At 65.5% G+C, this 25825-nt stretch carries 21 protein-coding genes and 1 pseudogene; 13 read left to right on the forward strand and 9 right to left on the reverse strand.

Features of this window, described 5'->3' with window-relative positions; all coding sequences use genetic code 11:
- Positions 1 to 2: 2 nt before the first annotated feature.
- The 4 genes and pseudogenes from ACSX1D_RS00005 to ACSX1D_RS00020 all read right to left on the reverse strand — a co-directional run.
- A pseudogene (locus tag ACSX1D_RS00005) lies at positions 3 to 710 on the reverse strand (type VI secretion system ImpA family N-terminal domain-containing protein); the annotation flags it as partial.
- A gap of 471 nt (positions 711 to 1181) precedes the next feature.
- Entirely contained in the window at positions 1182 to 2087 is a 906-nt protein-coding gene (locus tag ACSX1D_RS00010; RefSeq protein WP_439860445.1) for a D-hexose-6-phosphate mutarotase, read from the reverse strand.
- 119 nt (positions 2088 to 2206) lie between these two features.
- Positions 2207 to 3583, reverse strand: a complete 1377-nt coding sequence (locus ACSX1D_RS00015; RefSeq protein ID WP_208707785.1) for a TRAP transporter large permease — start codon at positions 3581 to 3583, stop codon at positions 2207 to 2209.
- On the reverse strand, positions 3576 to 4121 hold the full coding sequence (locus ACSX1D_RS00020) for a TRAP transporter small permease subunit (protein WP_439860446.1): 546 nt from the start codon (positions 4119 to 4121) through the stop codon (positions 3576 to 3578). Before ACSX1D_RS00020 ends, ACSX1D_RS00015 begins: the two co-directional genes overlap by 8 nt.
- A 194-nt stretch (positions 4122 to 4315) precedes the next feature.
- On the opposite strand from ACSX1D_RS00020, the gene ACSX1D_RS00025 reads away from it, so the two are divergent.
- The gene (locus tag ACSX1D_RS00025) at positions 4316 to 5416 is read left to right on the forward strand and encodes a TRAP transporter substrate-binding protein (RefSeq protein WP_439860447.1); all 1101 of its coding nucleotides are present in this window, start codon (positions 4316 to 4318) and stop codon (positions 5414 to 5416) included.
- A gap of 72 nt (positions 5417 to 5488) precedes the next feature.
- On the opposite strand, the gene ACSX1D_RS00030 is transcribed toward ACSX1D_RS00025, so the two are convergent.
- Complete coding sequence (locus ACSX1D_RS00030) at positions 5489 to 5890, reverse strand: acyl-CoA thioesterase (protein ID WP_208707788.1); 402 nt, start codon at positions 5888 to 5890, stop codon at positions 5489 to 5491.
- Between the two features lie 256 nt (positions 5891 to 6146).
- Here ACSX1D_RS00030 and ACSX1D_RS00035 point away from each other — a divergent pair, with 256 nt between their 5' ends.
- The 7 genes from ACSX1D_RS00035 to ACSX1D_RS00065 all read left to right on the forward strand — a co-directional run bounded on the left by ACSX1D_RS00035 (position 6147) and on the right by ACSX1D_RS00065 (position 15046).
- A complete protein-coding gene (locus tag ACSX1D_RS00035; protein ID WP_439860448.1) occupies positions 6147 to 7115 on the forward strand; it encodes a PstS family phosphate ABC transporter substrate-binding protein in 969 nt (322 codons plus the stop codon).
- A 181-nt stretch (positions 7116 to 7296) separates the two neighbouring features.
- Positions 7297 to 9582 carry an ABC transporter permease subunit gene (locus ACSX1D_RS00040; RefSeq protein WP_439860449.1) on the forward strand — a complete coding sequence of 762 codons (2286 nt, stop codon included), beginning with the start codon at positions 7297 to 7299 and terminating at the stop codon, positions 9580 to 9582.
- An 81-nt stretch (positions 9583 to 9663) separates the two neighbouring features.
- Entirely contained in the window at positions 9664 to 11280 is a 1617-nt protein-coding gene (gene pstA, locus ACSX1D_RS00045; protein WP_439862379.1) for a phosphate ABC transporter permease PstA, read from the forward strand.
- A gap of 70 nt (positions 11281 to 11350) precedes the next feature.
- Entirely contained in the window at positions 11351 to 12184 is an 834-nt protein-coding gene (gene pstB / locus ACSX1D_RS00050; protein WP_439860450.1) for a phosphate ABC transporter ATP-binding protein PstB, read from the forward strand.
- Between the two features lie 85 nt (positions 12185 to 12269).
- Complete coding sequence (gene phoU / locus ACSX1D_RS00055; RefSeq protein ID WP_439860451.1) at positions 12270 to 13001, forward strand: phosphate signaling complex protein PhoU; 732 nt, start codon at positions 12270 to 12272, stop codon at positions 12999 to 13001.
- Between the two features lie 112 nt (positions 13002 to 13113).
- Positions 13114 to 14013, forward strand: a complete 900-nt coding sequence (locus ACSX1D_RS00060; RefSeq protein ID WP_439860452.1) for a response regulator — start codon at positions 13114 to 13116, stop codon at positions 14011 to 14013.
- 136 nt (positions 14014 to 14149) lie between these two features.
- Entirely contained in the window at positions 14150 to 15046 is an 897-nt protein-coding gene (locus ACSX1D_RS00065; RefSeq protein WP_439860453.1) for a peptidoglycan DD-metalloendopeptidase family protein, read from the forward strand.
- A 70-nt stretch (positions 15047 to 15116) separates the two neighbouring features.
- On the opposite strand, the gene ACSX1D_RS00070 is transcribed toward ACSX1D_RS00065, so the two are convergent.
- The 3 genes from ACSX1D_RS00070 to ACSX1D_RS00080 all read right to left on the reverse strand — a co-directional run bounded on the left by ACSX1D_RS00070 (position 15117) and on the right by ACSX1D_RS00080 (position 18511).
- Positions 15117 to 16394: a TRAP transporter large permease gene (locus ACSX1D_RS00070; RefSeq protein WP_208710072.1), complete on the reverse strand. Its 1278-nt coding sequence runs from the start codon at positions 16392 to 16394 to the stop codon at positions 15117 to 15119.
- Positions 16395 to 16411: 17 nt separating this feature from the next.
- Positions 16412 to 16948, reverse strand: a complete 537-nt coding sequence (locus ACSX1D_RS00075; RefSeq protein WP_439860454.1) for a TRAP transporter small permease — start codon at positions 16946 to 16948, stop codon at positions 16412 to 16414.
- 162 nt (positions 16949 to 17110) lie between these two features.
- Complete coding sequence (locus ACSX1D_RS00080) at positions 17111 to 18511, reverse strand: PLP-dependent aminotransferase family protein (protein ID WP_208707797.1); 1401 nt, start codon at positions 18509 to 18511, stop codon at positions 17111 to 17113.
- A 272-nt stretch (positions 18512 to 18783) separates the two neighbouring features.
- On the opposite strand from ACSX1D_RS00080, the gene doeA reads away from it, so the two are divergent.
- The 4 genes from doeA (at position 18784) to ACSX1D_RS00100 (ending at position 22710) form a co-directional block, all read left to right on the forward strand.
- Entirely contained in the window at positions 18784 to 19971 is a 1188-nt protein-coding gene (gene doeA / locus ACSX1D_RS00085) for an ectoine hydrolase DoeA (protein WP_208707798.1), read from the forward strand.
- Between the two features lie 16 nt (positions 19972 to 19987).
- Entirely contained in the window at positions 19988 to 21046 is a 1059-nt protein-coding gene (gene doeB, locus ACSX1D_RS00090; protein ID WP_439860455.1) for a N(2)-acetyl-L-2,4-diaminobutanoate deacetylase DoeB, read from the forward strand.
- Between the two features lie 53 nt (positions 21047 to 21099).
- Entirely contained in the window at positions 21100 to 22140 is a 1041-nt protein-coding gene (locus ACSX1D_RS00095) for a TRAP transporter substrate-binding protein (RefSeq protein ID WP_439860456.1), read from the forward strand.
- Between the two features lie 90 nt (positions 22141 to 22230).
- Entirely contained in the window at positions 22231 to 22710 is a 480-nt protein-coding gene (locus ACSX1D_RS00100; RefSeq protein ID WP_208707801.1) for an Lrp/AsnC family transcriptional regulator, read from the forward strand.
- A gap of 36 nt (positions 22711 to 22746) precedes the next feature.
- Here ACSX1D_RS00100 and ACSX1D_RS00105 read toward each other — a convergent pair whose 3' ends face one another.
- Positions 22747 to 23889 (reverse strand): BCCT family transporter, encoded by a 1143-nt coding sequence (locus tag ACSX1D_RS00105; RefSeq protein WP_439860457.1) that lies wholly within the window; start codon positions 23887 to 23889, stop codon positions 22747 to 22749.
- Positions 23890 to 24306: 417 nt separating this feature from the next.
- Between ACSX1D_RS00105 and ACSX1D_RS00110 the strand changes: the two genes are divergently transcribed.
- Complete coding sequence (locus tag ACSX1D_RS00110) at positions 24307 to 25779, forward strand: NAD-dependent succinate-semialdehyde dehydrogenase (RefSeq protein ID WP_439860458.1); 1473 nt, start codon at positions 24307 to 24309, stop codon at positions 25777 to 25779.
- The last annotated feature ends 46 nt before the right edge of the window (positions 25780 to 25825 follow it).

The following is a 25825-nucleotide window of genomic DNA, read 5'->3' on the forward strand; positions in this document are numbered from 1 at the left end:
AGAGGGCGGGCCTGGTCCTGCAGGCTGCGCAGGCTCTTGTGCGCATCCTTCTCGCTGTCCACCGGTGCGCCGGGGGTGAGTATCTGGGAGGCGGCCTGCTTGACCTGGGCCAGTGCCGCGCCGACGCTGCCGGGCTCCGGTTGGCCCTGGCTGGCGCGGCTCACCAGCTCGTCCAGGCGCCGGCACAACGGCAGCAGCAGCGGGGCGTGCTCGCCGAGGTGCCCGGACAGGCAGACTTCGAGGGCGCGCAATTGTTCGGCGAGGCTGCGGAACAGCGCCAGTTGCTCGCCGATCGGCACATGTTCGGCCAGTGCCTGCTCCAGGCGCGGCAGCAGCCAGCCGATGGCGGCGGCACGGGTGCGTGGCTTGCGCGGGTGCAGGTCCGCCCAGTGGTTCAGGCACAGGTAATGCAGCAGGCTCAGGCCCGCCTGCAGCCCGGTGAAGGATTCGCGCTGGTACAGGCCCCAGATCAGCCAGGCGGCGACACGCAGGTCCTTGGAGTGGGCGCTGAGCAGCGTCTCGCTGCCTTCGCGGACTTTCTGCCAGTCGATGGCGCCGGCGTCATGCAGCGCACTGGCCTTGCCCAGTTCGTTTTCCAGGCTTTCGTATTCGCTGGAATAACGGACATCGCTGCCGGCGAAATCGCCCTGATCAATAGGGAGTTTTGCCAGCGCCAAATAGTGGGCGGTGAGCTTGCTTGAATAGGTCATTCCATGACTCGAGTATATGTCCGTGCAACTCAGGTGCGCGTCTCTTTAATAGCGAGGTGCGGATTAACCGACTTCCTGAGTTGTGCAACTTTTTGCGCACATCAATGTGCAACAAGTTGCGCAAAGTCCTTATGGGGTGGGCATCCTAGTCCGATGAGTAGGGATGGGCAACCGGCAAAAGTGTGAAGCCTGTACCAGCTGTAAACAAAGACCGAACCAATAAGCGGCAAATAGTTCCTGTGAATTCCGCGCAGCACTTGGCAATTAAGGATGCCAAGTAATGGCTGTAAGTCGTTTCGCTACCGGTGCTGTAAGTAAATACTTACTGGCGAACTAGTGGCGCATCACAAAGTGCGCAGAAGTTCGTCCGGCGCTGTGAGCGGGCGCCGGGATCGATTGTCGTGTTTGCTGTGGCCAGGCGCTTTCGGCCCATTCGGGGAAGGCCTGTCAGCCTCCCCCCCCCGGGTGCTCTCAACCCGCCAGTGGCTCGCTCCACAGGCTGACGCTGAGGCGATGCTCGGCGCCTGGCGCCAGCACCACGAGGTCTTCCATGACATTGGCGTGTTCGATGCACAGCATGCCTTGCCAGGCATCGCTGGCGAACTGCGAGAGCCGTTGCGCCTTGTCGGTCCAGGGATTCCACAGTACCGCCGAGCGCGAGCCGCTGCTGCGCAATTGGATGCGCCGCTGCCAGACGGGGTCGAGGATGCTCAGCTGGGTGGGGGTGTCGAGGTAGATGCGGTCGGTTTCGCCGGCAAAGCGCAGCGGGTCGAGTTGCTGACGTTCCGCCCAGTCGTCCAGGGTGTCGATGTAGCGACAGCCCTGCAGGCCTTCGACCTGGGACTGGCGCACGTCGCCGACGGCGAAGTAGCTGTGCAGGGCCTGGCTCAGTGCCAGGGGGGTGTCACCGAGGTTGCGGCTGAGCAGGTCCAGATGCAGGTGCTGGTCGAGGCGGATGCGCAGCTTCAGTTCGGCGGCCTGTGGCCAGTTCGGCAGCGGCTGCTCGGCGCTGTTGAAGGCGAAGTCCAGGTTGACCCCGTCGTCGCGCTTGTCGATGCCCAGCAGGTTCCACTCGAGGTCGCGTACTAGGCCGTGGGATGGCAGCAGGTTGCCACCCGTGTGCATCGCCTGCACTGCCTGCGGGTTGCGCCGCAGGTCACCGAACCAGGGCCAGCACACCGGCACGCCACCGCGCACGCTGCGCCCGCTTTCGTAGGCCGCCTGCTCGCTCAGCCAGATCAGCGGCCGTTCGCCGTCGCGCTGGTAGCTCAGCAGCTGGGCTCCTTGCTGAGCGACCAGCAGCTCGGCGTCGGCATGACGGATGCGCCAGCAGGTCAGGGCGCCCATTTCGATCCGTTCAACGTTGGAAGTGGCCATTGCTATGCCTTGTCGCCAGTGAAGATGACCCTATTGGAACGCAGCTTGCCCGGCAGTCCAAGGGGCAGATAGCAAAACGCCCGTCAGGGTGACGGGCGTTTTGCCGGTTGCGTTGCCTGTTACTTGCCGTAGACCTGCTCCGGCAGCCAGGTGATCAGTCCCGGGAACTGATAGGCGATGACCAGTAGCAGCATCTGGATCAGGATGAACGGAATGACGCCGCGGTAGATGGTGCTGGTCGGTATCGAAGCGGGGGTGACCCCGCGCAGGTAGAACAGCGCGAAACCGAATGGCGGGGTGAGGAAGGAGGTCTGCAGGTTCAGCGCGATCATCACCCCCAGCCAGACCGGGTCCAGACCCATGGCCAGTAGCACCGGGCCGACGATCGGCACCACCACAAAGGTGATCTCGATGAAATCGAGTATGAAGCCGAGCAGGAAGATCACCAGCATCACCACGAAGAAGGCGCCGAGCACGCCGCCGGGCAGCTGGGCGAACACCTCCTCGATCATCGTCTCGCCGCCGAAGCCGCGAAACACCAGGGAGAACAGCGAGGCGCCGATCAGGATCATGAACACCATGGCGCTGATCTCGGTGGTGCCGTAGGCCACTTCGCGCAGCTGGCCGAAGTTCAGCTTGCCCTTGGCGAAGGCCAGCAGCATGGCGCCGAGGGCACCGAGGGCCGCCGCTTCGGTGGGCGTGGCATAGCCGGCGAGGATCGAGCCCAGGACTGCGGCGATCAGCGCCAGCGGCGGTAGCAGGGCGGCGGTCAGCTTGCCCCACTCGATCGGGCCGAGCTCCTCCTGGGGCAGGGCCGGCAGTTTCTTCGGCTGGAAGATCGCCGTGCCGACGATGTAAAGGATGTACAGGCCCACCAGCAGCAGGCCGGGGATGAAGGCGCCGACGAACAGGTCGCCGACCGACACGGTCTTCGGCGAGAAGATGCCCATCTTCAGTTGCGCCTGCTGGTAGGCGCTGGACATCACGTCACCCAGCAGCACCAGGACGATCGATGGCGGGATGATCTGCCCCAGGGTGCCGGTCGCCGCCAGGGTGCCGGTGGAGATTGCCGGATCGTAGCCGCGGCGCAGCATGGTTGGCAGGGCCAGCAGGCCCATGGTCACCACGGTGGCGCCGACGATGCCGGTGCTGGCGGCGAGCAGCGCGCCGACCACGCAGACGGAAATCGCCAGGCCACCGCGCAGGGTGCCGAACAGCCGCGACATGGACTCCAGCAGGTCTTCGGCGACCCGCGACTTCTCCAGCATCACGCCCATGAACACGAACAGCGGCACCGCCAGCATGGTCTGGTTGTTCATGATGCCGAACAGACGATTGGGCAGGGCGCTCAGGTAACCGGCGTCGAAGGTGCCAGTCAGCGCGCCGATGCCGGCGAAGATCAGCGAAACACCGCCGAGGGTAAAGGCCACGGGGAAGCCGGCCATCAGGGCCAGGCAGATGCAGACGAACAGCAGAATCGCCATCAACTCAACCATTTTTCACCTCGGACTCGGGCAGGCGGCCGGCCAGACCGTAGGCCGCCTTGATCAGATCGGCAACGCCTTGCAGGGCGAGGCTGAAGACCAGCACCAGGATGATGCTCTTCTGCAGGTAGACGAATTTCAGGCCACCGGACTCGCTGGAGGCTTCCAGGGTCGACCAGGAATTGGCGACGTAGTCCCAGCTGGCCCAGCCGAGGTACAGGCACAGCGGCAGCAGCAGCAACAGGTTGCCGCAGACCTCCACCAGGGCTTGGCGGCGGCCGCTGAACTTCTGATAGAAGATGTCCACGCGTACGTGGGCGCCGCGAATCAGGGTCCAGGCGGCAGCCCCCATGAACACCAGGGCATGGGCATACAGCACGGATTCCTGCAGGGCGATGGCGCCGATGCCGAAACCGTAACGCAGCACCACCACGATGGCGGTACCGACCACCAGGAACAGGGTCAGCCAGGCGCATCCCTGGCCAAGGCGGGTGTTGAACGCGTCGATCAATCGAGCAATGCGCAACGGCATGGGAGGGGTGTCGGACATGTGGAGTCCTTGTCGTTGTGGGTGAGGAGTGCAGGCAGCCGCGGATTCTAGGCGGGCCCGGGCGAAGGCGGCAATGACCCTACAACTTTAGTCGTATCTACTAGGCTTGAGGGTCACGAGGCCTTATGTTACTTGAGCACGGTCTAACTTCAGTGATCCTGTGGTCAGACCAATACAACAAAAAGGAGCATTGCATGAAACGTCGTCAGATTCTCGCAGCAGCGGGCGTAGGCCTGGCCGCCACCGCACTGGCAGGCTGCAACAAGGAGGCCGAAACCGCTGCCAAGCCCCAAGAGGGCGCGGGCGCAGAGACCTTCAACTGGAAAATGGTCACCTCCTGGCCGAAGAACTTCCCCGGGGTTGGCGTCGGTGCCGAGCGCTTCGCCAAGCTGGTCGAGGAAATGAGCAATGGCCGCCTGAAGGTCAAGATCTATGCCGCCGGCGAATTGGTGCCGGCGCTCGAGGTGTTCGACGCAGTCTCCCGCGGCACCGCGGAAATGGGTCACGGTGCGCCTTACTACTGGAAAGGCAAAGTGCCGGCCGCGCAGTTCTTCTGCGCCCTGCCGTTCGGCCCGAACGCCCAGGAAATGAACGCCTGGCTGCACAAGGGTGGTGGCATCGAACTGTGGGAAGAGGTCTACAAGCCGTTCGGCGTGCTGCCGATGGCCTGCGGTGCGACCGGCGTGCAGACTGCCGGCTGGTTCAACAAGGAAATCAACTCGGTCGATGACTTCAAGGGCCTGAAGATGCGTACCCCGGGACTGGGCGGCGAAGTGCTGACCAAGATGGGCGGTACCGTAGTCAACATGCCGGCCGGCGAGATCTTCACCGCGCTGCAGACCGGTGCGATCGACGCCACCGAGTGGATCGGCCCGTACAACGATCAGGCCCTGGGTCTGCACAAGGCGGCCAAGTACTACTACACCCCGGGCTGGCAGGAGCCGAACGTCACCTTCGAACTGGACGTCAACCTCAAGGCCTGGGAAACCCTGCCGGCCGACCTGCAGGCCATCGTCCGCGCCGCTGCCCGCGATGTGAACGCCGACATGCTCGACGACTACAACGCGCGCAACATGGAGGCCATGGAACAGCTCAAGGCCGAGGGCGTGGAGGTGCGCAGCCTGCCGGACGAAGTGCTGGCCAAGCTCAAGGAAGTGGCTGCCGAAGTGGTCGAAGCCAGCGCCGCCGCCGACCCTGCGGCAAGCAAGGTGTGGGCTCAGCAGAAGGCCTACCTGCAGCGTTTGAGCGAGTACGCGGAGTCCAACGAGAAGCTCATCTACAACATCCGCGGCTGATCTTCGCGCCACAGCAAAACGCCGGCTCTCGAGCCGGCGTTTTCATTTGTTCGCTCGCAGGGGCGCAGCGGATCAGCGGCGCGGCGGAACCGGGCGGGTGCGACCGCTGCCGTCGATGGCGACGAACACGAACACCGCTTCGGTGACCTTGCGCCACTCGCTGGACAGCGGATCGTCGCTCCACACCTCGACCAGCATCTGGATCGAGCTGCGGCCGACTTCCAGGGTCTGGGTGTAGAAGGACAGCTGGGCGCCGACGGCCACCGGCACGAGGAACGCCATGCGGTCGATCGCCACCGTGGCCACGCGGCCGCCGGCGACCTTGCTGGCCATGGCGGTGCCGGCCAGGTCCATCTGCGCTACCAGCCAGCCGCCGAAGATATCGCCGAAGCCGTTGGTCTCGCGCGGCAGCGCGGTGATCTGCAGGGCCAGGTCGCCCTGGGGAATCGGATCATCCTGTTCGAATTCGTTCATGTCGATTACGGCTCGCGGCGCGGTTGTTGTTGTGGGCGCGGAGTCCACAGGGGGTGCAGGTTCGCCGAGTATACCGACTGAGTGGTCGGCGGGCGACCATGGCGCGCCGGCGCCGTGCGTTCGTCCGCATTTGCCGGAGTTGTGCGCGAAATCGGCTACGGTCATCTAACTGTCACATTGGTTTCATAGATTGGTCACACGGCCTGCTGATACTTGGCCTCGACCCAACCCCACCCTAATTTGTTAGGAGCAAGGCATGAAACTTACGCGTTTGATGGCGGCCATGACTTTTGTTGCCGCTGGTGCTGCCACCGCTACCGCGGTCGCCGCTGTCGATCCGGCTCTGCCGACCTATGAGAAGACTTCGGGCGTATCCGGCAACCTGTCCAGCGTAGGTTCCGACACCCTGGCCAACCTGATGACCCTGTGGGCCGAGGACTACAAGAAGCTCTACCCGAACGTGAACATCCAGATCCAGGCGGCCGGTTCGTCCACCGCGCCACCGGCGCTGACCGAGGGTACCGCCAACCTCGGCCCGATGAGCCGCAAGATGAAGGATGCCGAGTTGCAGGCCTTCGAAGAGAAGTATGGCTACAAGCCGACCGCCATCCCGGTGGCCATCGATGCCCTCGCGGTGTTCGTGCACAAGGACAACCCGATCAAGAGCCTGACCATGCCGCAGGTCGACGCCATCTTCTCCAGCACTCGTCTGTGCGGTGAGCCCAAGGACGTCAAGACCTGGGGCGACCTCGGTCTGACCGGCGAGTGGGCGGTCAAGCCGGTGCAATTGTTCGGCCGTAACTCGGTTTCCGGTACCTACGGTTACTTCAAGGAAGAAGGCCTGTGCAAAGGCGACTTCAAGGCCAACGTCAACGAGCAGCCAGGTTCGGCTTCCGTGGTGCAGTCGATCTCCAGCACCCTGAACGCCATCGGCTATTCGGGCATCGGCTACAAGACTTCCAGCGTTCGCGCGGTACCGCTGGTGGACAAGAACGGCGTGGCTGAAGAGGCGTCCGAAACCAATGCCCTGGCCGGCAAGTATCCGCTGTCGCGCTTCCTGTTCGTCTACGTGAACAAGGCGCCTAACAAGGCCCTGAACCCGCTGGAGGCCGAGTTCATCAAGCTGGTGCTGTCCAAGCAGGGCCAGGAAGTGGTGGTCAAGGATGGCTACATTCCGGTGCCGTCCAAGGTTGCCGAGAAGACCTTGAAGGAACTTGGTCTGTAACTAGACTGACAAGTTTGCCGCGGCTGGGTGTCGCGGCAAGCGGCAAACGCGCCCGCCCCTCCCTGTGGAGTGGCGGGCGTCGTCACGTCACCGCGCTGTAACCTTTTTGTCATATAAGACAGTTAGATTAAGGTCCCGCTTAACCAGCGGCGCGCGTGCGTAACCGCCCAGAGATCTTCGTATGACCGACTTGGCCACTGACCCCATGACCGCACCTCAGAACAGCAGCCAACGGCTGGATTTCAATACTCCTGCACTGCAGCGCAAGCGCCGCAGACGGGCCATCAAGGACCGCCTGGCGCACTGGTACGTGTCGATCGGTGGCCTGGCCGTGCTGGGGGCGATCACCCTGATCTTCTTCTACCTGGCCCACGTGGTGCTGCCGATCTTCTCCGGCGCCGAGCTGGAAGCGCAGCCGGCGCAGCAGCCGGCCTGGCTGGCCGAGCGGGGCGACGCCCTGCTGCTGGCGGTGGAGGAGCAGAACAAGGTGGCCATGCGCCTCGATCGCGCGGGGCAGGTGCAGTTCTTCGCGACCAAGGATGGCGCGGCGCTGAGCAGCGTCGAGCTGCCGCTGCCGGCGGGTGTCGACATCGTCTCGCTCGGCGAGGACCAGCCGGGTAGCCGTCGTGTGGCCCTGGGCCTGTCCAACGGCCAGGTGCTGGTGTTCAAGCAGAACTACCGGGTGACCTACCCGGACAACGTCAAGACCATCACCCCGACCCTGGAGTATCCCTTCGGCGAAGCGCCGATCAGCCTGGACCCCCAGGGCCGCGCCCTGGAGCATGTGGCGATCAGCCAGAACGGCGATACCCTGCTGCTGAGCGCGTCTACCGGCGCCGAACTGCATGTGTTGTCGATGAGTCGGGAAGAGAATGACTTCACCGGCGAAGTGACCCAGGAGGAGCGGCGCATCGAGCTGCCGCAGATCGCCGAGCCGATCAGCGAGCTGCTGATCGACCCGCGCCACCAGTGGCTCTATGTGTTCAACGGCCGGGCCACGGCCGATGTCTTCGACCTGCGCAGCAAGAGCCTCAACGGCCGTTACAAGCTGCTCGAAGGCGACGCCAGGGTCAGCGTCGTGAGCCCGCTGCTCGGCGGCATTTCGCTGCTGGTCGGCGACAGCAAGGGCGGCATCCGCCAGTGGTTCATGGTGCGTGACGAGGACGGCCAGTCGGCGCTGACCCGTATCCGCGATTTCAAGCTGGGCGACAGCGCGATCACCCAGTTCCTCCCGGAGGAGCGGCGCAAGGGCTTCATCGCCCTGGACGCGGACGGCAAGCTGGGCATCTTCCACAGCACCGCGCACCGCACCCTGCTGGTCGAACAGGTCGCCGAGGGGCCGGCCATCGCCACCCTGTCGCCGCGCGCCAGCCGCGTACTGGTGGAGTCCAACGGGCAGATCCAGCCCTTCGTGGTCGACAACCCGCACCCGGAGGTGTCCTGGAGTTCGCTGTGGGGCAAGGTCTGGTACGAGAGTTATGACGAGCCCAAGTACGTCTGGCAGTCGACCTCGGCCAACGGCGACTTCGAACCCAAGATGAGTCTCTCGCCGCTGACCTTCGGTACCCTGAAGGCGGCCTTCTACGCCATGCTCCTGGCCGCGCCCTTGGCCATCTGCGCGGCGATCTACACCGCCTACTTCATGGCCCCGGCCCTGCGCGGCAAGGTCAAGCCGGTGATCGAACTGATGGAGGCGCTGCCGACGGTGATCCTCGGCTTCTTCGCCGGCCTGTTCCTCGCGCCCTATGTGGAGGGCCACCTGCCGGGCATCTTCAGCCTGCTGCTGCTCACCCCGCTGGGTATCCTGCTCGCCGCCTATGCCTGGAGCCGCCTGCCCGAGCGCATCCGCCTGCTGGTGCCGGATGGCTGGGAAGCGGCCCTGCTGATCCCGGTGATCCTGCTGGTGGCGGCCTTCTCCCTGAGCATGAGCGGTCACCTGGAGAACTGGTTCTTCGGCGGCGACATGCGCCTGTGGCTGAGCAACGACCTGGGCATTCCCTTCGACCAGCGCAACGCCCTGGTGGTGGGCCTGGCCATGGGCTTCGCGGTGATCCCGAACATCTACTCGATCGCCGAGGACGCCGTGTTCAGCGTGCCCAAGAGCCTGACCTTCGGCTCCCTGGCCCTCGGTGCGACGCCCTGGCAGACCCTGACCCGGGTGGTGATCCTCACCGCCAGCCCGGGCATCTTCTCGGCGCTGATGATCGGCATGGGCCGCGCGGTCGGCGAAACCATGATCGTGCTGATGGCCACCGGCAACACGCCGATCATGGAAATGAACATCTTCGAAGGCCTGCGCACCTTGGCCGCCAACGTGGCGGTGGAGATGCCGGAGTCGGAAGTCGGCAGTACCCACTACCGAGTGCTGTTCCTCGCCGCGCTGGTGCTGCTGTCCTTCACCTTCGTGATGAATACCCTGGCCGAGGTCATCCGTACCCGCCTGCGCAAGAAATATGCGTCGCTCTGAGAATTGGGAAGGTAGATGTCCGTGAAAACCAAAGAGCAAAACCTCAAGTCCTGGTTCAAGAGCGGCGCGCCTTGGGTCTGGATGACCGCCGGCGGCGTGGCCATCGCGGTGATCATGACCCTCGGCCTGCTGTCGGTGATCGCTACCCGCGGCCTGGCGCATTTCTGGCCGGCCGACGTGATCGAGTCCAGCTACCAGGTGCCGGGCGAAGCCCCGCGACTGCTGGCGGGCGAGCTGGTGCAGTCGGAAGAGGTGCCGCGCGCCCGCCTGGCGGCGGCCGGCTTGCCGGTGGCGGCCGAAGGCGCCGAGTTCATGACTCGCCAGTTGCTCAAGGTGGGCAACCGCGAGACGTTCGGCGCCGACTTCAGCTGGGTGGTCGCCGAATGGCTGCACGATTCCGCCACCCCGGCCAACCTGCTGGTGATGGAGCGCCGCGAGTGGGGCAACTTCTACGGCTACCTGGTCAACGTCAAGCAGGGCGGCCAGCTGGTCGCCGAGGGTGATGGCGCCTGGAGCGAGCTGCAGCAGCGCATCGCGCGTATCGACGACCTGCACCAGCAGATCGCCCGGCTGGAAAAGAAGGACATCGGCCGCATCAACTACGGCCTCGAGCGCCTGCGCCTGAAGACCCGTCGCCTGGAGCTGGAAGGCACGCTGGACGCCGCCGCCCAGGCCGACCTGGACGCCGAGCGGGCCCAGTGGGACGCCGAGTACAAGGTCCTCGAAGCCCAGCTGATCGAACTCAACCAGCAGTTCAACCGCGACAGCGTCACGGTCCGCACGGTCGATGGCCGCGAGCAGGAGATCAGCCTGGGCAAGGTGGTACGCGCCTATCAGCCGAATGCCATGGGCGTCATGGACAAGCTCGGTTTCTACTTCGCCAAGGTGTGGGAGTTCGTCAGCGAGGACCCGCGTGAGGCCAACACCGAGGGCGGCATCTTCCCGGCCATCTTCGGTACGGTGATGATGACCCTGATCATGGCGGTGATCGTCACTCCGTTCGGCGTCGTGGCGGCGATCTACCTGCGCGAGTACGCCAAGCAGGGGGCGATGACCCGGATCATCCGCATCGCGGTGAACAACCTGGCCGGGGTGCCGTCGATCGTCTACGGCGTGTTCGGCCTGGGGTTCTTCGTCTATGTGCTAGGCGGCTCGATCGACAGCCTGTTCTTCCCCGAGAGCGCACCGGCACCGACCTTCGGCACGCCGGGCCTGATGTGGGCCTCGCTGACCCTGGCGATCCTCGCCGTGCCGGTGGTCATCGTCGCCACCGAGGAAGGCCTGGCGCGTATTCCGCGGGCGCTGCGCGAGGGCTCCCTGGCCCTGGGCGCGACCAAGGCCGAGACGCTGTGGAAGGTGGTGCTGCCGATGGCCAGCCCGGCGATGATGACCGGTCTGATCCTCGCCGTGGCCCGCGCCGCCGGCGAAGTGGCGCCGCTGATGCTGGTGGGCGTGGTCAAGCTGGCCCCGGCCCTGCCGGTGGACGGCAACTACCCCTACCTGCACCTGGACCAGAAGATCATGCACCTGGGCTTCCACATCTACGACGTAGGCTTCCAGAGCCCCAACGTCGAGGCCGCGCGACCGTTGGTATACGCCACCGCGTTGCTGCTGGTGCTGGTGATCGCCCTGCTCAACCTCAGTGCCGTGTATATCCGCAACCACCTGCGCGAGAAGTACAAGGCGCTGGATCACTAAGACTCATATTCTGCCGCCGCCCGCCACTGCGTGGGCGCGGCCAACGATTTGATAGCGTAGGGAGCATCCCATGCAGCATCAACCACAGGCTCACGGCATCGATATGTCTGCACTGGGCCGCGACAAGCAGAGCCTCGATATCAGCAAGGAAACCGTGGCCATCGAAGTGCCCGGCCTGAACCTGTTCTACGGCGACAAGCAGGCGCTGTTCGACGTCAAGCTGAACATCCCGCGCGAGCGCGTGACCGCCTTCATCGGCCCGTCCGGCTGCGGCAAGTCGACCCTGCTGCGCACCTTCAACCGGATGAACGACCTGGTCGATGGCTGCCGCGTGGAAGGCGAGATCAACCTCGACGGGCGCAACATCTACCGCAAGGGCGAGGACGTGGCCGAGCTGCGCCGCCGGGTCGGCATGGTGTTCCAGAAGCCCAACCCCTTCCCCAAGAGCATCTACGAGAACGTGGTCTACGGCCTGCGCATCCAGGGCGTGAACCAGAAGCGCGTGCTCGACGAGACCGTGGAGTGGGCGCTGAAGAGCGCGGCGCTGTGGGACGAGGTCAAGGATCGCCTGCACGACTCGGCCCTGGGCCTGTCCGGCGGCCAGCAGCAGCGCCTGGTGATCGCCCGTACCGTGGCGGTGCAGCCGGAAGTACTGCTGCTCGACGAACCCTGCTCGGCGCTCGACCCGATCTCCACCCTCAAGGTCGAAGAGCTGATCTACGAACTGAAATCCAAGTACACCATCGTCATCGTTACCCACAACATGCAGCAGGCCGCGCGGGTTTCCGACTACACGGCGTTCATGTACATGGGCAAGCTGATCGAGTACGGCGACACCGACACCCTGTTCACCAACCCGGCGAAGAAGCAGACCGAAGACTACATCACCGGTCGTTACGGTTAAGCGGATTCCGTAGGGTGCGCCATGCGCACCACAGGGCCGGTGCGCATGGCGCACCCTACACGCAGCATTCGCGGAGTGAATCGGAATGATCAACAAAGACAGCCTCACCCACCACATCTCCCAGCAGTTCAACGCCGAGCTGGAGGAGGTGCGCAGCCACTTCCTGGCCATGGGCGGCCTGGTCGAGAAGCAGGTCAACGACGCGGTCACCGCGCTGATCGAGGCCGATTCCGGCCTGGCCCAGCAGGTGCGCGAGGTCGACGACCAGATCAACCTGATGGAGCGCAACATCGACGAGGAATGCGTACGCATTCTCGCCCGCCGTCAGCCGGCGGCCTCCGACCTGCGCCTGATCATCAGCATCTCCAAGTCGGTTATCGACCTGGAGCGCATCGGCGACGAGTCGACCAAGATCGCCAAGCGCGCGATCCTCCTGTGCGAGGAGGGCGAGTCGCCGCGCGGCTACGTGGAGATCCGCCATATTGGCGACCAGGTGCGCAAGATGGTGCAGCAGGCGCTGGACGCCTTCGCCCGCTTCGACGCCGAACTGGCCCTGTCGGTGGCGCAGTTCGACAAGACCGTCGACCGCGAGTACAAGACCGCCCTGCGCGAGCTGGTCACCTACATGATGGAAGATCCGCGTTCGATCTCCCGGGTACTCAACGTGATCTGGGCGTTGCGTTCGCTGGAGCGCATCGGTGACCACGCGCGCAACATCGCCGAGCTGGTGATCTACTTGGTGCGCGGCACCGATGTGAAGCACATGGGCCTGACCCGCATGAAGGAAGAGGTCGAGGGCACCGGCAAGAACGCCTGAGGCCGGCGCAGGCGGCGCCGTAGGCGGACCTGCGTCGCCGTTCGCCGCTTTAGGGTTGGCCAGCGGCCAGCTGCCGCGACTATGCTAGGGGCCATTCGAAGGGGAGTGGCCGATGAGTAAAGTCAACGTACTGGTGGTGGACGATGCGACCTTCATTCGCGACCTGGTGAAGAAGGGACTGCGCGATCACTTCCCGGGCGTGCAGATCCACGAAGCCATCAACGGGCGCAAGGCCCAGCAGTTGCTCGGCCGGGTCGCCATCGACCTGATCCTCTGCGACTGGGAAATGCCCGAGATGTCCGGGCTCGAGCTGCTCAGCTGGTGCCGCGAGGAAGAGGCCCTGAAGGCCATCCCCTTCATCATGGTCACCAGTCGCGGCGACAAGGAAAACGTGGTGCAGGCGATCCAGGCCGGGGTCTCGGACTTCATCGGCAAGCCCTTCTCCAACGAACAGCTGGTGACCAAGGTGAAGAAGGCCCTGAGTCGTGCCGGCAAGCTGCAGGCCCTCCAGGCCCAGGCGCCGAAGGCCCTGGCCAGTGGCTTCGCCAACGACTCGCTGGCCGCCCTGACCGGTGGCAAGGCCGAGGTGATCAAGCCCGTCGCGGGCGATGAGGCGAAACCCGCCGCCAGCGCCCAGCCCGTGCCGCCGAAGCCCGCGGCGCGGGCGATCAGCGCCGGCCGCGGCCAGGGGCAGCTGCGCCTGCCGGGCGGCACCATGGCCTGCGTGATCAAGGCGCTGAGCCTCAAGGAGGCGCTGCTGCTGGTCAAGCGCGGCGGCGTGCTGCCCCAGGTGCTGGAGAGCGTGGTGCTCGATCTGGAACAGGGCGAGGGCGGCGAAGTGGCCCGGCTCAATGGCTACCTGCATGCGGTCGCCGCCTTCGAGCCGAAGCCCGACAGCGAGTGGCTGCAGCTGACCCTGCGCTTCGTCGACCAGGATCCGCAGAAGCTCGACTACCTGTCGCGGCTGATCGCCCGCGGCACCGCGCAGAAGCATTTCAGCCCCGGCGCCTGAGTGCGCCGCCGGTCGCCGCGCGGCGCGGTGGCGGGAGCTGGCTCACAACGCCGGGTCGCTCGCCTCGCGCCACAGATGGGGGACTGCTAGTCTCCAAACTCCGGATATCAAAAAAGCCATAAGATCCGAGTTCGTTATGCTAGGGCGTCTGATTCTACTCTGCAGTCTTTTGTCCGCAGCCGGCCAGGTTGCGGCCTTGACCATCTACAAGTACACCGATGCCAACGGCGTGGTCACCTATTCCGACCAGGCCGCGCCGGGGGCCCAGGTGTTCGTGTTCCGCGACCGCATGGTCGAGCGCCTGGACAACCAGGTGAAGCTGGAGACCCGCAAGCACGCCGCCGGCGAAACCCTGCTGGTGCGCAACGACCTCTATGCCCCGGTGCAGGTCGAGCTGAAGCTGGTGGATGTCGCCAATGCGGTCGGCGCGCCGGATGAGCCGATCAACTGGGTGCTGCCGCCGCGCAGCAAGATCCGCCTGGCCACCCTGGCCCCGCGCGATGCCAGCCAGCCGCTGCGTTACACCCCCAAGCTGCGCTATGCCCTCGGCGATCCGCGCCTGGTGCCGAGCGAGCAGCGCTATCCGCTGCCCTGGCGCGGCGGGCCGTTCCGCCTGACCCAGGGCGCCAACGGCAAGTACAGCCACTTCACGCCCAAGGGCCGCTACGCCCTGGACATCGCCATGCCAGAGGGCACGCCAATCGTCGCGGCGCGCAGCGGCGTGGTGGTGAAGACCGAGAACCAGCAGAGCGGGCGGGGCAACAACCCGTCCGGCAACTACGTGCGCATCCTCCATGACGACGGCACCATGGGCGTCTACCTGCACCTGATGAAGGGTTCGGTCAGGGTCCACGAAGGCGTCCGGGTGAACGCCGGCCAGCAGATCGCCCGCTCCGGCAACACCGGCAACAGCACCGGGCCGCACCTGCACTTCGTGGTGCAGCGCAATGTCGGCCTGGCCCTAGAGTCGATCCCCTTCCGCTTCGCCCAGCCGGTCGACAGCCTGCCCAACTTCGCCGTCGGCGGCGAATGAAAAACCCCGTTGCCGCCTCGATTGCGCTCGAGCCGGCAACGGGGTTTTCCTGTGTCTGTGGGTAATTGCCTTAACGGAACGCCAGGTCGCGCAGGAACAGGGTGATCGGCGGGAACATGATCAGCAGCACCGACATCAGCAGCAGGATGATGAAGAACGGCAGGCTGCCGCGCACCACGTCCACGTAGGGGCGGCGGAAGACCGCGATGGCGGTGAAGATGTCGCAGCCGAAGGGCGGCGTGGCCGAGCCGATCGCCGCCTGCAGGGTGATGATGGTGCCGACCAGCACCGGGTCGAGGCCGGACAGGCGCACCGCCGGGGCGAAGATCGGCACCAGGATCAGCATCACCACGATCGGGTCGACGAACATGCAGCCGAGGAAGAAGGCGATCGAGATGATGATCAGCAGTTCGGTCGGCGAGGCGCTCATGATGCCGATGCCGCTGAGGATCGCCTGGGGAATCTGGGCGAAGGAGATCACCCAGGAGAACGCCGAGCCGGCCGCCACCAGGATGAACACCACGGCGGTGATCAGCCCGGTGGACAGGGCGATGGACGACAGATCGCCGAACTTCACCCGACGGTAGATCAGCACCTCCAGAATCAGCGCGTAGAGCACCGATACCGCGGCCGCCTCCGTGGGGCTGAACACCCCGGAGTAGATGCCGCCGATGGTCAGCACCGGCAACAGCAGCGGGAGGATCGCGCGGCGGCAGGTGACCAGCCGCTCCATCCAGCTGAACTTCTCGCCGCTGGGGATGCCGGTGACGCGCGCGTAGATGTAGCAGTAGCCGGCCAGCAGGGTCATCAGCAGCAGGCCCGGGCCGATGCCGGCGATGAACAGCTCGGCCACCGAGGTGCCGGACACCACGCCGTAGATGATCATGCCGATGCTCGGCGGAATCAGCAGGGCGATGTCCGAGGCGTTGATGATCAGCGAGATGGCGAAGCTGTCCTTGTAGCCCTGTTGCAGCATCTTCGGCCGCATGATGCTGCCGACACCGACCACCGTGGCCTGGGTCGAGCCGGAGAGGGCGCCGAACAGCGCGCAGCTCAGCGCCGTGGTCACCGCCATGCCGCCACGCACGTGGCCGACGAAGGCCATGGCCACGTCCAGCAGGCGATTGGCGGTGGCGCCGCGGGTGATGATGTCGGCGGCGAGGATGAACATCGGCACCGCCACCAGGGCGGCCGGGCGGATGCCGGCGATCATCTGCTGGATGATGAACTCCGGGCCCATGGTGAAGAAGAACGTGAAGCCGGCGGCGGCGGCGGCCAGCAGCGTGGTCATCATGGGGAAGCCGGCCAGCAGCAGGACCAGCATGATGAGCAGCAGGGCGGTGGTCATATCCATGGCGACGGCACTCAGGGTTGCGGCGGAAGGGGGGTGTCGACGTGGCGTGGCGGCGCCTCGCGCCGGCCGAGCAGGACCAGCAACTGGGTGAAGGCGTGGCGCAGGAACTGCAGGCCGGTCATGCCCAGCCCCAGGGGGATCACCAGGTAGATGTAGTGCAGCGGCATCTGCAGCGCCGAGGAGGCGCGGCCGACGCGGGCGGCCGACTCCACGTAGCCGATCGCCGCCCAGGTCAGCCAGAGCATCAGCGCGGCGGTGAGCAGGTTGATCAGCAGCAGGCTGGCGGCGGCCGGCTTGCCGGTCAGCTGCTCGACGAAGGCGCTCATGCTGATGTGCCGGCTATGCCGGGCGGCATAGCTGCAGCCGACGAAGGTGACGAAGATGATGAGGAACTGGTTGAGTTCCTCGGAGAAGTAGATGCTCTGGTTGAACAGGTAGCGGCCGAACACGTTGCCGACCGAGTTCAGCGCCATCAGCAGGATGGCGCTGGCGAGGATGAAGGCCTCGAGCTTCTCCAGCAGCCAATCCAACTTGTGCAACCAAGACATAGCCACCTCCAGCCCGTCGTCGAGTCGTCGAGTCGTCGAATCGACGGACATTGTTCTTGTTGTGGAAGCCAGACCTTATCCCCGGTCAAAAATCATGTCAATTAATATTTGAATCAGTACATGTGTGCCATATTTGTGCGAATGTAATGATTCTGCCCTGTTTTAGAACACGAAATGCATGGGCGGCGGCGTCTCGCCGAACAGCCCGTTGAGCGTAGCCAGCCCGGCCTGCAGGCGCGAGCGGCTCTGCTCGGCGCCCAGGCTGATGCGCACGTGCTGGTTGCTGCGGTCGGCAGTGGCCAGGAAGGGTTCGGCGGGGAAGATCATCACCCCTTCCTGGCGTGCGCGGCGGGCGAACTTCTCCGGCTGCCAGTGGGAGGGCAGCTCGGCCCAGATGTGCATGCCGTTGGGATGGGCCCTGAAGCGGCAGCCGTCGAGCAGCTCGCGGGCGATCTGCTGGCGTGCCGCGAACTCCTGCTGCTGGAAGGCGACCATGCGCTCCAGGGTGCCGTCCTGCATCCACCAGCTGGCGATCTCGAAGGGCATCAAGGTGGCCATCCAGGTGGTGCTGCGCAGGCGGCCGATGGCCTGCTGCACCAGGTGCGGCGGGGTGATCAGGTAACCGGCGCGCATTCCCGGCAGGGTGATCTTGGTCAGGCTGGTGGCGTAGAAGCTGCGCTCCGGGATCAGCGCCGACAGCGGCGGGTGGCGGTCCGGTTGCAGGGCGCCGTAGACATCGTCCTCGACCACGGTCAGGTCATAGCGGCGGGCCAGTTCGGCGATCGCCTGGCGGCGCTCCAGGCCCATGGTGTCGGTGGTCGGGTTGTTCATGGTCGGGGTGCAGAACAGCACCCGCGCGCCGCCCTGCTTGCAGGCCGCCTCCAGGGCATCCGGGAGCAGGCCCTGGTCGTCGGTGGCGATGCCCTTGAGGTTGAAGTGCAGGGTCTGCGCCAGCGCCAGCAGCAGCATGCAGGTCTCCCGCTCGCACAGCACCGTGTCGCCGGGCTTGAGCACGGTGGCCATGGCGATCGTCAGGGCGTGGGCGGCGCCGTTGCAGAACAGCATGTGGTCGGGGTTGGCCGGCATCTTCTGCTGCGCCAGCCAGGTGCAGACCACCTCGCGGTGCTGGGTCAGGCCCTGGGTCGGGTGGAAGGAGGTGATGAAGTCGTCGCGCCCCTCCCGGGCCAGGCGCTCCAGGCCCTCGCGGTACAGCCTGACGTGGCGCTGGGTGCACACCGGATGGGCGGTGGACAGGTCGATGCCACGGTGCGGGTCCTCATGCTCGTCGGTGGACAGGTAGTCCGACTCGTGGCTGACGTGGCGGCTGCGCACGAAGGTGCCGCTGCCGACCTGGGCGTAGATGGCGCCCTGCTTCTCCGCATGGGCATAGGCGTTGCTCACCGTCTGCACGCTGACGCCCAGGGTCTCGGCCAGCTCGCGGTGGGTCGGCAGCTTGCTGCCGGGCAGCAGCGCGCCGCTGTTGATCGCCTCGGTCAGGGCGTTGCCGATGGCCAGGTATTTCGGTTGGCCGGAGCGGATAAAGGGCTTCAGATCAATTGTCATAGAACAATAAATTCCTTGACGATGATTGTAATGATAATAATATGGGTCTCGAGCGCTATTGACCTGTACTTGTAGCGGTAACTTTAGCAGGTTTCAGTACAATTTCTCCAGGCTGGTCGATCGACCGCGGTGCCGGAACGGCATGGCTCCTGGAGGGTGCGGGGAAGGGCTGTCATGGCCGCCGCGCATTGCAGCGATGTCGTCCGCCCGGTTGTTGCCCGGCGGGCTGATAGAGGCCTGAACGCCACGGCGTTCGTTATCGAGATGCTGTCATGAGTGAAATCGCGTTGAATTTCAGCCGTGAAGAGTACGCCCAGCGACTGGCCAAGGTGCGCGCCGCCATGGTCGAGCGGGGGATCGCCACGCTGATCGTCCACGACCCGTCGAACATGGCCTGGCTGACCGGCTATGACGGCTGGTCCTTCTATACACCGCAGTGCGTGGTGGTCGGCCAGAGCGGCAATCCGCTGTGGTACGGCCGCGGCATCGACGCCAACGGCGCCCGCCGCACCGTCTACCTGCCGGAGGAGGACATCGCCTCCTACAGCGACCGCTATGTGATGAACCCGCCGCACCATGCCCTCGACTACCTGTGCGAGCAGGTGCTGCCGGCCCGGGGCTGGACCGCCGGGGTGATCGGCGTGGAGATGGACAACTACTACTACAGCGCCACCTCGCACCAGGCGCTGCAGCGTGGCCTGCCGAAGGCCCAGCTGGTGGACGCCACCGGCCTGGTCAACTGGTGCCGGGCGATCAAGTCGACGCAGGAAGTCGAGTACATGCGGGTCGCCGCGCGTATCGTCGAGAACATGCACCGGGCGATCATCGAGATGATCGAGCCGGGCCTGCCGAAGAACGTGCTGGTCGGCGAGATCTACCGGGTCGCCTGCGTCGGGCACGACGGCAAGTTCGGCGACTACCCGGCCATCGTGCCCATGCTGCCCTCGGGCAAGGACGCCTCGGCGCCGCACCTGACCTGGGACGACCGGCCGTTCAAGAAGGGCGAAGGCACCTTCTTCGAGATCGCCGGCTGCCACAAGCGCTACCACTGCCCGCTGTCGCGCACTGTCTACCTGGGCGAGCCCTCGGCGGCGTTCCGCAAGGCCGAGGAGGCGATCAACGCCGGGCTCGAAGCCGGTCTGGCGGTGGCCAAGCCGGGCAACACCTGCGGCGACATCGCCCGCGAACTGAACAGCACCCTGCGCCGTTACGGCTACGACCGCGGCGACAACCGCTGCGGCTACCCGATCGGTCTGAGCTACCCGCCGGATTGGGGCGAGCGCACCATGAGCCTGCGCGAAAGCGACACCACGGTGTTGCAACCGGGCATGACCTTCCACTTCATGCCGGGCCTGTGGCTGGACGACTGGGGGCTGGAGACCACCGAAAGCATCCTGATCACCGAAAGCGGCGTGGAAACCCTTTGCGACTTCCCGCGCCAACTGTTCGTGAAGGCTTGAGATGAGTGCAGCACAGATGAATATTTCTCCCGAATCCGACCTGCAGGCGACCAGTCTCTCGACTATCGCCGAGGTCGGCGAAAGCACCATCAGCAGCACCGTCGACTTCGAGCGCGACGGTGTGCAGCACGGCTTCCTCAAGCTGCCGTACTCCCACGACCAGTCGGCCTGGGGCTGCATCATGATCCCCATCAGCGTGGTGAAGAACGGCGCGGGTCCCACCGCGCTGCTCACTGGCGGCAACCACGGCGACGAGTACGAGGGCATCACCGCGCTGCTCAAGCTGGCCGGCGAGCTGCGTGCCGAGGACGTCCAGGGCCGGGTGATCATCGTCCCGGCGATGAACTACCCGGCGGTGCAGAACGGCAGTCGCACCTCGCCGATCGACAAGGGCAACATGAACCGCTCGTTCCCCGGCAACCCCCACGGGGCCATGACCGAGCGCATCGCCGACTACTTCCAGCGCTACCTGATCCCGCTGTGTGACTACGCTTTGGATATCCACTCCGGTGGCAAGACCCTGGACATCCTGCCCTTCGCCGCGGCCCACCGGCTGCCCGACCCCGCGCAGGAAGCCAAGTGCATCGAGGGCGCCCGGCTGTTCGGCACCGCCGCCAGCATGATCCTCTTCGAGCTGGATGCGGCCTCGTTGTACGACACCGCCGTGGAAGCCCAGGGCAAGGTGTTCGTCACCACCGAGCTGCGCGGTGGCGGCACCAGTACGCCGCAGACCATGGCCCTGGCCGACCGCGGGGTGCGCAACTTCCTCAAGTTCGCCGGGATCATCGAAGGTGAACTGGAGCTGGCGGACGAGCCGCCGCTGCAACTGGATATGCCCGACGCCAGCTGCTACGTGCAGAGCCTGCACCGCGGCATTCTCGAGCTGACCCTGAGCCTGGGCGATCGGGTGCGACGCGGCGACCTGGTGGCGCGGGTGCATGCCTTCGAGCGTACCGGCACGCCGGCGGTGGAATACCGCGCCGAGCGTGACGGGATGCTGGTGGCGCGGCGTTTCCCGGCGCTGGTGGACATAGGCGACACCCTGGCGGTGATTGCCGACGTAATCGAAGGCTGAAGACAAGCGGGCTCAGTCGCGAATTCCTTAGAAAAACAAGCGGAGACCTCACCATGAGCAAGTTCAGCACACTGAAGAAGGCGGCCCTGGCCGCGGCAATGGGCCTGGCCCTGGCGGGTCAGGCGAGCCTGGCGACGGCGGCCGAGGAGTGGAAGTTCGCCCTGGAGGAGATCAGCGGCAGCGTGCAGGACGCCTACGCGCAGAAGTTCAAGCAGCTGGTGGAAGAGAAGAGCGGCGGCGACATCACCGTCACCGTCTATCCGTACGGCGCCCTGGGCGAGTCGGAAGACCTCACCGAGCTGGTGGCCAACGGCGTCCTGCAGTTCACCCACGGCTCCACCGGCATCCTCGGCTCCACCGCGCCGGGCATGCAGGTGTTCTCCGTGCCCTACCTGCTGTCGCAGAACAACAAGGTCAACCTCGAGCTGCTGACCGAGAGCCCGACCATCTACGGGCCCGTGGCCGACAAGCTGAAGACCCGCAACCTGCGCCTGCTGAGCATGTACCCGGAAGGCGAGATGGTCTGGACCACCAACAAGGTGGTGCGCAAGCCGGCCGACTTCGCCAACGTGAAGATGCGCGTGATGGCCTCGCCGATGCTGGTCGAAGCCTACAAGTCGTTCGGCGCGGTGCCCACTCCGTTGCCGTACTCCGAGGTCTACGGCGCCCTGCAGCTGAAGATGGTCGACGGCCAGGAGAACCCGATCTTCGCCATCGAGGAGATGAAGTTCTACGAGGTCACCGATGTGCTGACCTGGTCCGGCCACCAGCAGTTCACCGTCGCCGTGCTGTCCAACGAATCCTGGTACCAGGGCCTGCCGGCGGCGCAGCGCAAGATCATCGACGAGACCGTGGATGAGCTGGCGCCCTACATCTTCGAGACCCAGGCCAAGTACAACCAGGAGCGCCTGGAGAAGATCCAGCAGGCCAAGCCGGGCATCCAGCTGGTGCGCCTGAACGAGCAGGAGCAGGCCGCCTTCCGCGAGGCCAGCCAGACCATGCGTGACAAGCTGGTGGAGCTGGCCGGTCCGGAAGCCGGGGCCGCCCTCGAGGCGCTGGAGGCGGAGATCGCCGAGCTGGAAAAGAAGTACTAAGACGCGCGAGTCGAGCGTGAGCCGGCGGGGCTTGTCCCGCCGGCTTTGTCATACCTGGAGCGCAGGGCTGTTCTGCGCCGGAGCGGTTCTATGCGTTTGGACAGTTACGACCTGAAGATACTGCGCATCCTCCAGCACAACGGGCGCATCACCAAGTCCAGCCTCGCCGAGGCCATCAACCTGTCGGTCAGCCCGTGCTGGGAGCGGGTCAAGCGCCTGGAGGAAGCCGGCATCATCCGTGGCTACGGCGCCCAGTTGAACACCGAGATTCTCCTCAAGCGTGCCGCGGTGATGGTCGAGATCACCCTCAAGCAGCACAACCGCGAGGCCTTCGCGCGTTTCGAGAAGGCCATGCTGGACTGCCCGCAGGTGACCGAGTGCTACGCCACCGGCGGCGGCGTCGACTACATCGTCAAGGTCATGGCCGAGGACATCGACCAGTACCAGCGCCTGGTCGACCGTTGGCTGATGGCCGACCTGGGCATCGAACGCTACTTCACCTACATCGTCACCAAGACCATCAAATGCGCCGAGCCGCCGCTGGAGCTGGAGTCCGGCGACGGCGATTAGCCACGGCGAGCAGGGCCGGTTGCCGGCCCCGGGCGGTCAGCGGCTGGTGCCGATGCTCTGCAGGGCCGGGCGATGGCGGTAGACCAGCAGCCCCAGGGTCACGGCATAGAGCCCGATCACCACCAGGCCCACCCACTGGATCTCGAACGGGGTGAACTTGAACAGCAGCACCAGGGCGGTGAGCAGGCCGACGTTCAGGGCGATAAAGCGCCCATGGCCGAGCTTGGCCACGGTGATGCCGAGGTTGTCGGTGTACAGGCGCACCAGGGAGTCGACCGAGTTGATCACGAAGATCACCCCGACGCCGAGCATGGCCAGCTTCCAGAACTGGCTGACCTCGATGCCCAGGTCGAAGTAGCCGTAGAGCACGGAGAACCAGATCGCCAGGGGAATCGACGGAATCACCAGCAGCGCCAGCAGCAGCTGCCAGGTGCGCAGGCCGCCGACGAAGCGCGAGACGAACTGGCCGATCATCACGCTCCAGGCGAACCACCAGAACAGGTAGAAGGCGTGGTAGTCGCCCAGCGGCAGGATGAAGCCGTGCAGCTCGGCGAAGTAGCCGCTGCCGATCTTCGCCGCCGCGTCGGCGAAGTAGCCCACGCCGAGATCGCCCGCCCACCACATGCCGAGAATCAGGGCGAAGAACAGCCAGGTCGAGCCGACGCTGAGGATCTTCAGGTAGCGGATGTCGGTGCTGGAATAGACCGCCGCGAGGATGATCCCCACCACCACCAGGTAGGCCAGGGTGTCACCCAGCTCCGGCGCGTACCAGGCGATGTTGACCAGGAACAGGTAGGCGGTGAAGGCGCAGGTGGAGACGATCACCAGGTTGTTGACCAGCTTCAGCGGGCGCAGCTCGAACAGCTTGACCCGCGGTTCGACCACGCAGAAATAGAAGGTGGTGATGAAGTAGAAGGCCCAGATCAGGAAGCCCCAGAAACCGAACTCCACCGCCAGGGGATTGGAGAACTGGTACTGGGCCTCCTCGGCGTAGGTGGGGAACTCGGTCAGCGGGAAGATGATCAGGCCCATGTCCAGGCCGGAGGTGAAGAGGATGGCCAGGAAGGTGAACAGGCCCACCGGCTCCGGGCCGGTGCAACGCAGGTTGCCCCAACGCACCAGCACCAGCAGGGTGGCCGCAAGCAAGGCGATGATCGCCCCCGATAGAATCAGATTCATAGAGCCCTCATGTGCCGTGAGCGAGCGGTCCCTCGTTCGACTCGGCGGCAATTTCTTGTTGGAGTGACGTCTCGCACCCGACCACGCCTGGCGTGGTCGATGCCGGCACCATCCTGGCCAGTCAAAGCGACCGCTGCATGCCCGAGGGCGTCGCCAAGCGTCGTGATCCCGGCTCGTCGCCCGGGCCAAAGCCGCGTACTAGCCAATCTGCGCCCCGATCCGGCCAAAACCGCCGGGCCCTGGGCGGCGCCGAAAAAAACCGTCTGCAGGGCCCGGCAAAGAAAAAAAACCAAGTGCTCGGCCCCGGCTAAGAGAAAAAACCGCGCGCCCATCCCCCCTAAAGTGGAAGCCGTAAACACGCACCACGCCCTGCAGCACGCACTCGCTGCGCCAGGGCCCGCAGAGGGGACGCCGTCCATGCACACACTGAAAGATCCGCGCCTGGTTCGCCAGCTGGCCTACGTCAACGGCAAATGGGTCGCCGGCAACGAGGGCCGCGACGAGGCGGTCATCGATCCGGCCAGCGAAGAAATCATCGGCCGCTGCACCCTGCTCGACCAGGATCAGGTCGCCGCCGCCATCGACGCCGCCGAGGCCGCCTTCCCGGCCTGGCGCGCCCGCTCGGTGGACGACCGCGGCGCCATTCTCGGCAAGTGGCACGACCTGCTGCTGGAGAACAAGGAAGACCTGGCCCGGCTGATGACCCTGGAGCAGGGCAAGCCGCTGGACGAGGCCCGTGGCGAGATCGACTACGCCGCCTCCTTTATCCGCTGGTTCGCCGAGGAGGCGCGCCGCGCCTACGGCGAGACCATCCCCAGCCACATCCGCAACGCCCAGCTGGGCAGCGTACGCGAGCCGATCGGCGTCGCCGCGCTGATCACCCCGTGGAACTTCCCCTGCGCGATGATCACCCGCAAGGCCGCCGCGGCCCTGGCCGTGGGCTGCACCGTGCTGGTCAAGCCGGCTGGCGAGACGCCGTTCTCAGCCCTGGCCCTGGCCGAGCTGGCCGAGCGCGCCGGCTTCCCCGCCGGGGTGTTCAACGTCATCACCGGCGAGCCGGAAATGGTCTCCCAGGTGCTCTGCGCCAGCGACAAGGTCAAGGCGCTGTCCTTCACCGGCTCGACCCGGGTCGGCCGCCTGCTGCTGCAGCAGGCCGCGGCCACGGTGAAGAAGTGCTCGATGGAACTGGGCGGCAACGCACCCTTCATCGTGCTGCCGGACATGGACGTGGAGCAGGCCGCCCAGGCGGCCATCGACGCCAAGTTCCAGACCACTGGCCAGGACTGCCTGGCGGCCAACCGCATCTTCGTGCATCGCTCGCTGTATGAGCCCTTCCTCGCCGCCTTCGCCCGGCGCATGGGCGAGCTGACCGTTGGCAACGGCCTGATCCGCGGGGTCAACCAGGGCCCGCTGATCAACGCCAAGGCGGTGGCCAAGGCCCAGGAACTGGTGGACGACGCCGTGGCCAAGGGCGCCCGCCTGCTGGTCGGCGAACAGGACCAGGCGCCGGGGCGCAACTACTTCATGCCGACCCTGCTGGCCGATGTGACCGCGGACATGCGCGTCTACCGCGAGGAGAACTTCGCCCCGGTGGCCGGCGTGCTGGCCTGGGACGACCTGGAGCAGCTGATCGCCCAGGCCAACGACACCGAGTACGGCCTGGCCGCCTATGTCTATGGTTACGACATGCGCCAGGTGTGGCGCCTGCTGCGCGGCCTGGAGTTCGGCATGGTCAGCGTCAACTCGGTGAAGATGACCGGCCCGCCCGTACCCTTCGGCGGCGTCAAGCAGTCCGGACTCGGCCGCGAGGGCTCGCGCCACGGCCTCGATGAATACAGCCAGATCAAGTACTACTGCCTGGGCAACCTGCCCAGCGCCAGCGGAAGTTAATCGCGCTCAGCCGCCTGAACGCCACCCGAAACCGAATCGAACGAGG

The sequence above is a fragment of the Pseudomonas sp. MBLB4136 genome (assembly GCF_051904765.1).
Taxonomy (GTDB): domain Bacteria; phylum Pseudomonadota; class Gammaproteobacteria; order Pseudomonadales; family Pseudomonadaceae; genus Aquipseudomonas.

What these genes read in the sequence shown, in the direction of transcription:
- ACSX1D_RS00095 (WP_439860456.1), top strand. Translation starts at nt 21,100, where the DNA reads ATGAGCAAGTTCAGCACACTGAAGAAGGCGGCCCTGGCCGCGGCAATG.
- ACSX1D_RS00010 (WP_439860445.1), bottom strand. Translation starts at nt 2,087, where the DNA reads ATGGCCACTTCCAACGTTGAACGGATCGAAATGGGCGCCCTGACCTGC.
- ACSX1D_RS00035 (WP_439860448.1), top strand. Translation starts at nt 6,147, where the DNA reads ATGAAACTTACGCGTTTGATGGCGGCCATGACTTTTGTTGCCGCTGGT.
- doeA (WP_208707798.1), top strand. Translation starts at nt 18,784, where the DNA reads ATGAGTGAAATCGCGTTGAATTTCAGCCGTGAAGAGTACGCCCAGCGA.
- ACSX1D_RS00070 (WP_208710072.1), bottom strand. Translation starts at nt 16,394, where the DNA reads ATGACCACCGCCCTGCTGCTCATCATGCTGGTCCTGCTGCTGGCCGGC.
- ACSX1D_RS00040 (WP_439860449.1), top strand. Translation starts at nt 7,297, where the DNA reads ATGACCGACTTGGCCACTGACCCCATGACCGCACCTCAGAACAGCAGC.
- ACSX1D_RS00020 (WP_439860446.1), bottom strand. Translation starts at nt 4,121, where the DNA reads ATGTCCGACACCCCTCCCATGCCGTTGCGCATTGCTCGATTGATCGAC.
- ACSX1D_RS00075 (WP_439860454.1), bottom strand. Translation starts at nt 16,948, where the DNA reads ATGTCTTGGTTGCACAAGTTGGATTGGCTGCTGGAGAAGCTCGAGGCC.
- ACSX1D_RS00100 (WP_208707801.1), top strand. Translation starts at nt 22,231, where the DNA reads ATGCGTTTGGACAGTTACGACCTGAAGATACTGCGCATCCTCCAGCAC.
- ACSX1D_RS00015 (WP_208707785.1), bottom strand. Translation starts at nt 3,583, where the DNA reads ATGGTTGAGTTGATGGCGATTCTGCTGTTCGTCTGCATCTGCCTGGCC.
- ACSX1D_RS00065 (WP_439860453.1), top strand. Translation starts at nt 14,150, where the DNA reads ATGCTAGGGCGTCTGATTCTACTCTGCAGTCTTTTGTCCGCAGCCGGC.
- pstB (WP_439860450.1), top strand. Translation starts at nt 11,351, where the DNA reads ATGCAGCATCAACCACAGGCTCACGGCATCGATATGTCTGCACTGGGC.
- ACSX1D_RS00030 (WP_208707788.1), bottom strand. Translation starts at nt 5,890, where the DNA reads ATGAACGAATTCGAACAGGATGATCCGATTCCCCAGGGCGACCTGGCC.
- phoU (WP_439860451.1), top strand. Translation starts at nt 12,270, where the DNA reads ATGATCAACAAAGACAGCCTCACCCACCACATCTCCCAGCAGTTCAAC.
- ACSX1D_RS00105 (WP_439860457.1), bottom strand. Translation starts at nt 23,889, where the DNA reads ATGAATCTGATTCTATCGGGGGCGATCATCGCCTTGCTTGCGGCCACC.
- ACSX1D_RS00060 (WP_439860452.1), top strand. Translation starts at nt 13,114, where the DNA reads ATGAGTAAAGTCAACGTACTGGTGGTGGACGATGCGACCTTCATTCGC.
- doeB (WP_439860455.1), top strand. Translation starts at nt 19,988, where the DNA reads ATGAATATTTCTCCCGAATCCGACCTGCAGGCGACCAGTCTCTCGACT.
- ACSX1D_RS00025 (WP_439860447.1), top strand. Translation starts at nt 4,316, where the DNA reads ATGAAACGTCGTCAGATTCTCGCAGCAGCGGGCGTAGGCCTGGCCGCC.
- pstA (WP_439862379.1), top strand. Translation starts at nt 9,664, where the DNA reads ATGACCGCCGGCGGCGTGGCCATCGCGGTGATCATGACCCTCGGCCTG.
- ACSX1D_RS00110 (WP_439860458.1), top strand. Translation starts at nt 24,307, where the DNA reads ATGCACACACTGAAAGATCCGCGCCTGGTTCGCCAGCTGGCCTACGTC.
- ACSX1D_RS00080 (WP_208707797.1), bottom strand. Translation starts at nt 18,511, where the DNA reads ATGACAATTGATCTGAAGCCCTTTATCCGCTCCGGCCAACCGAAATAC.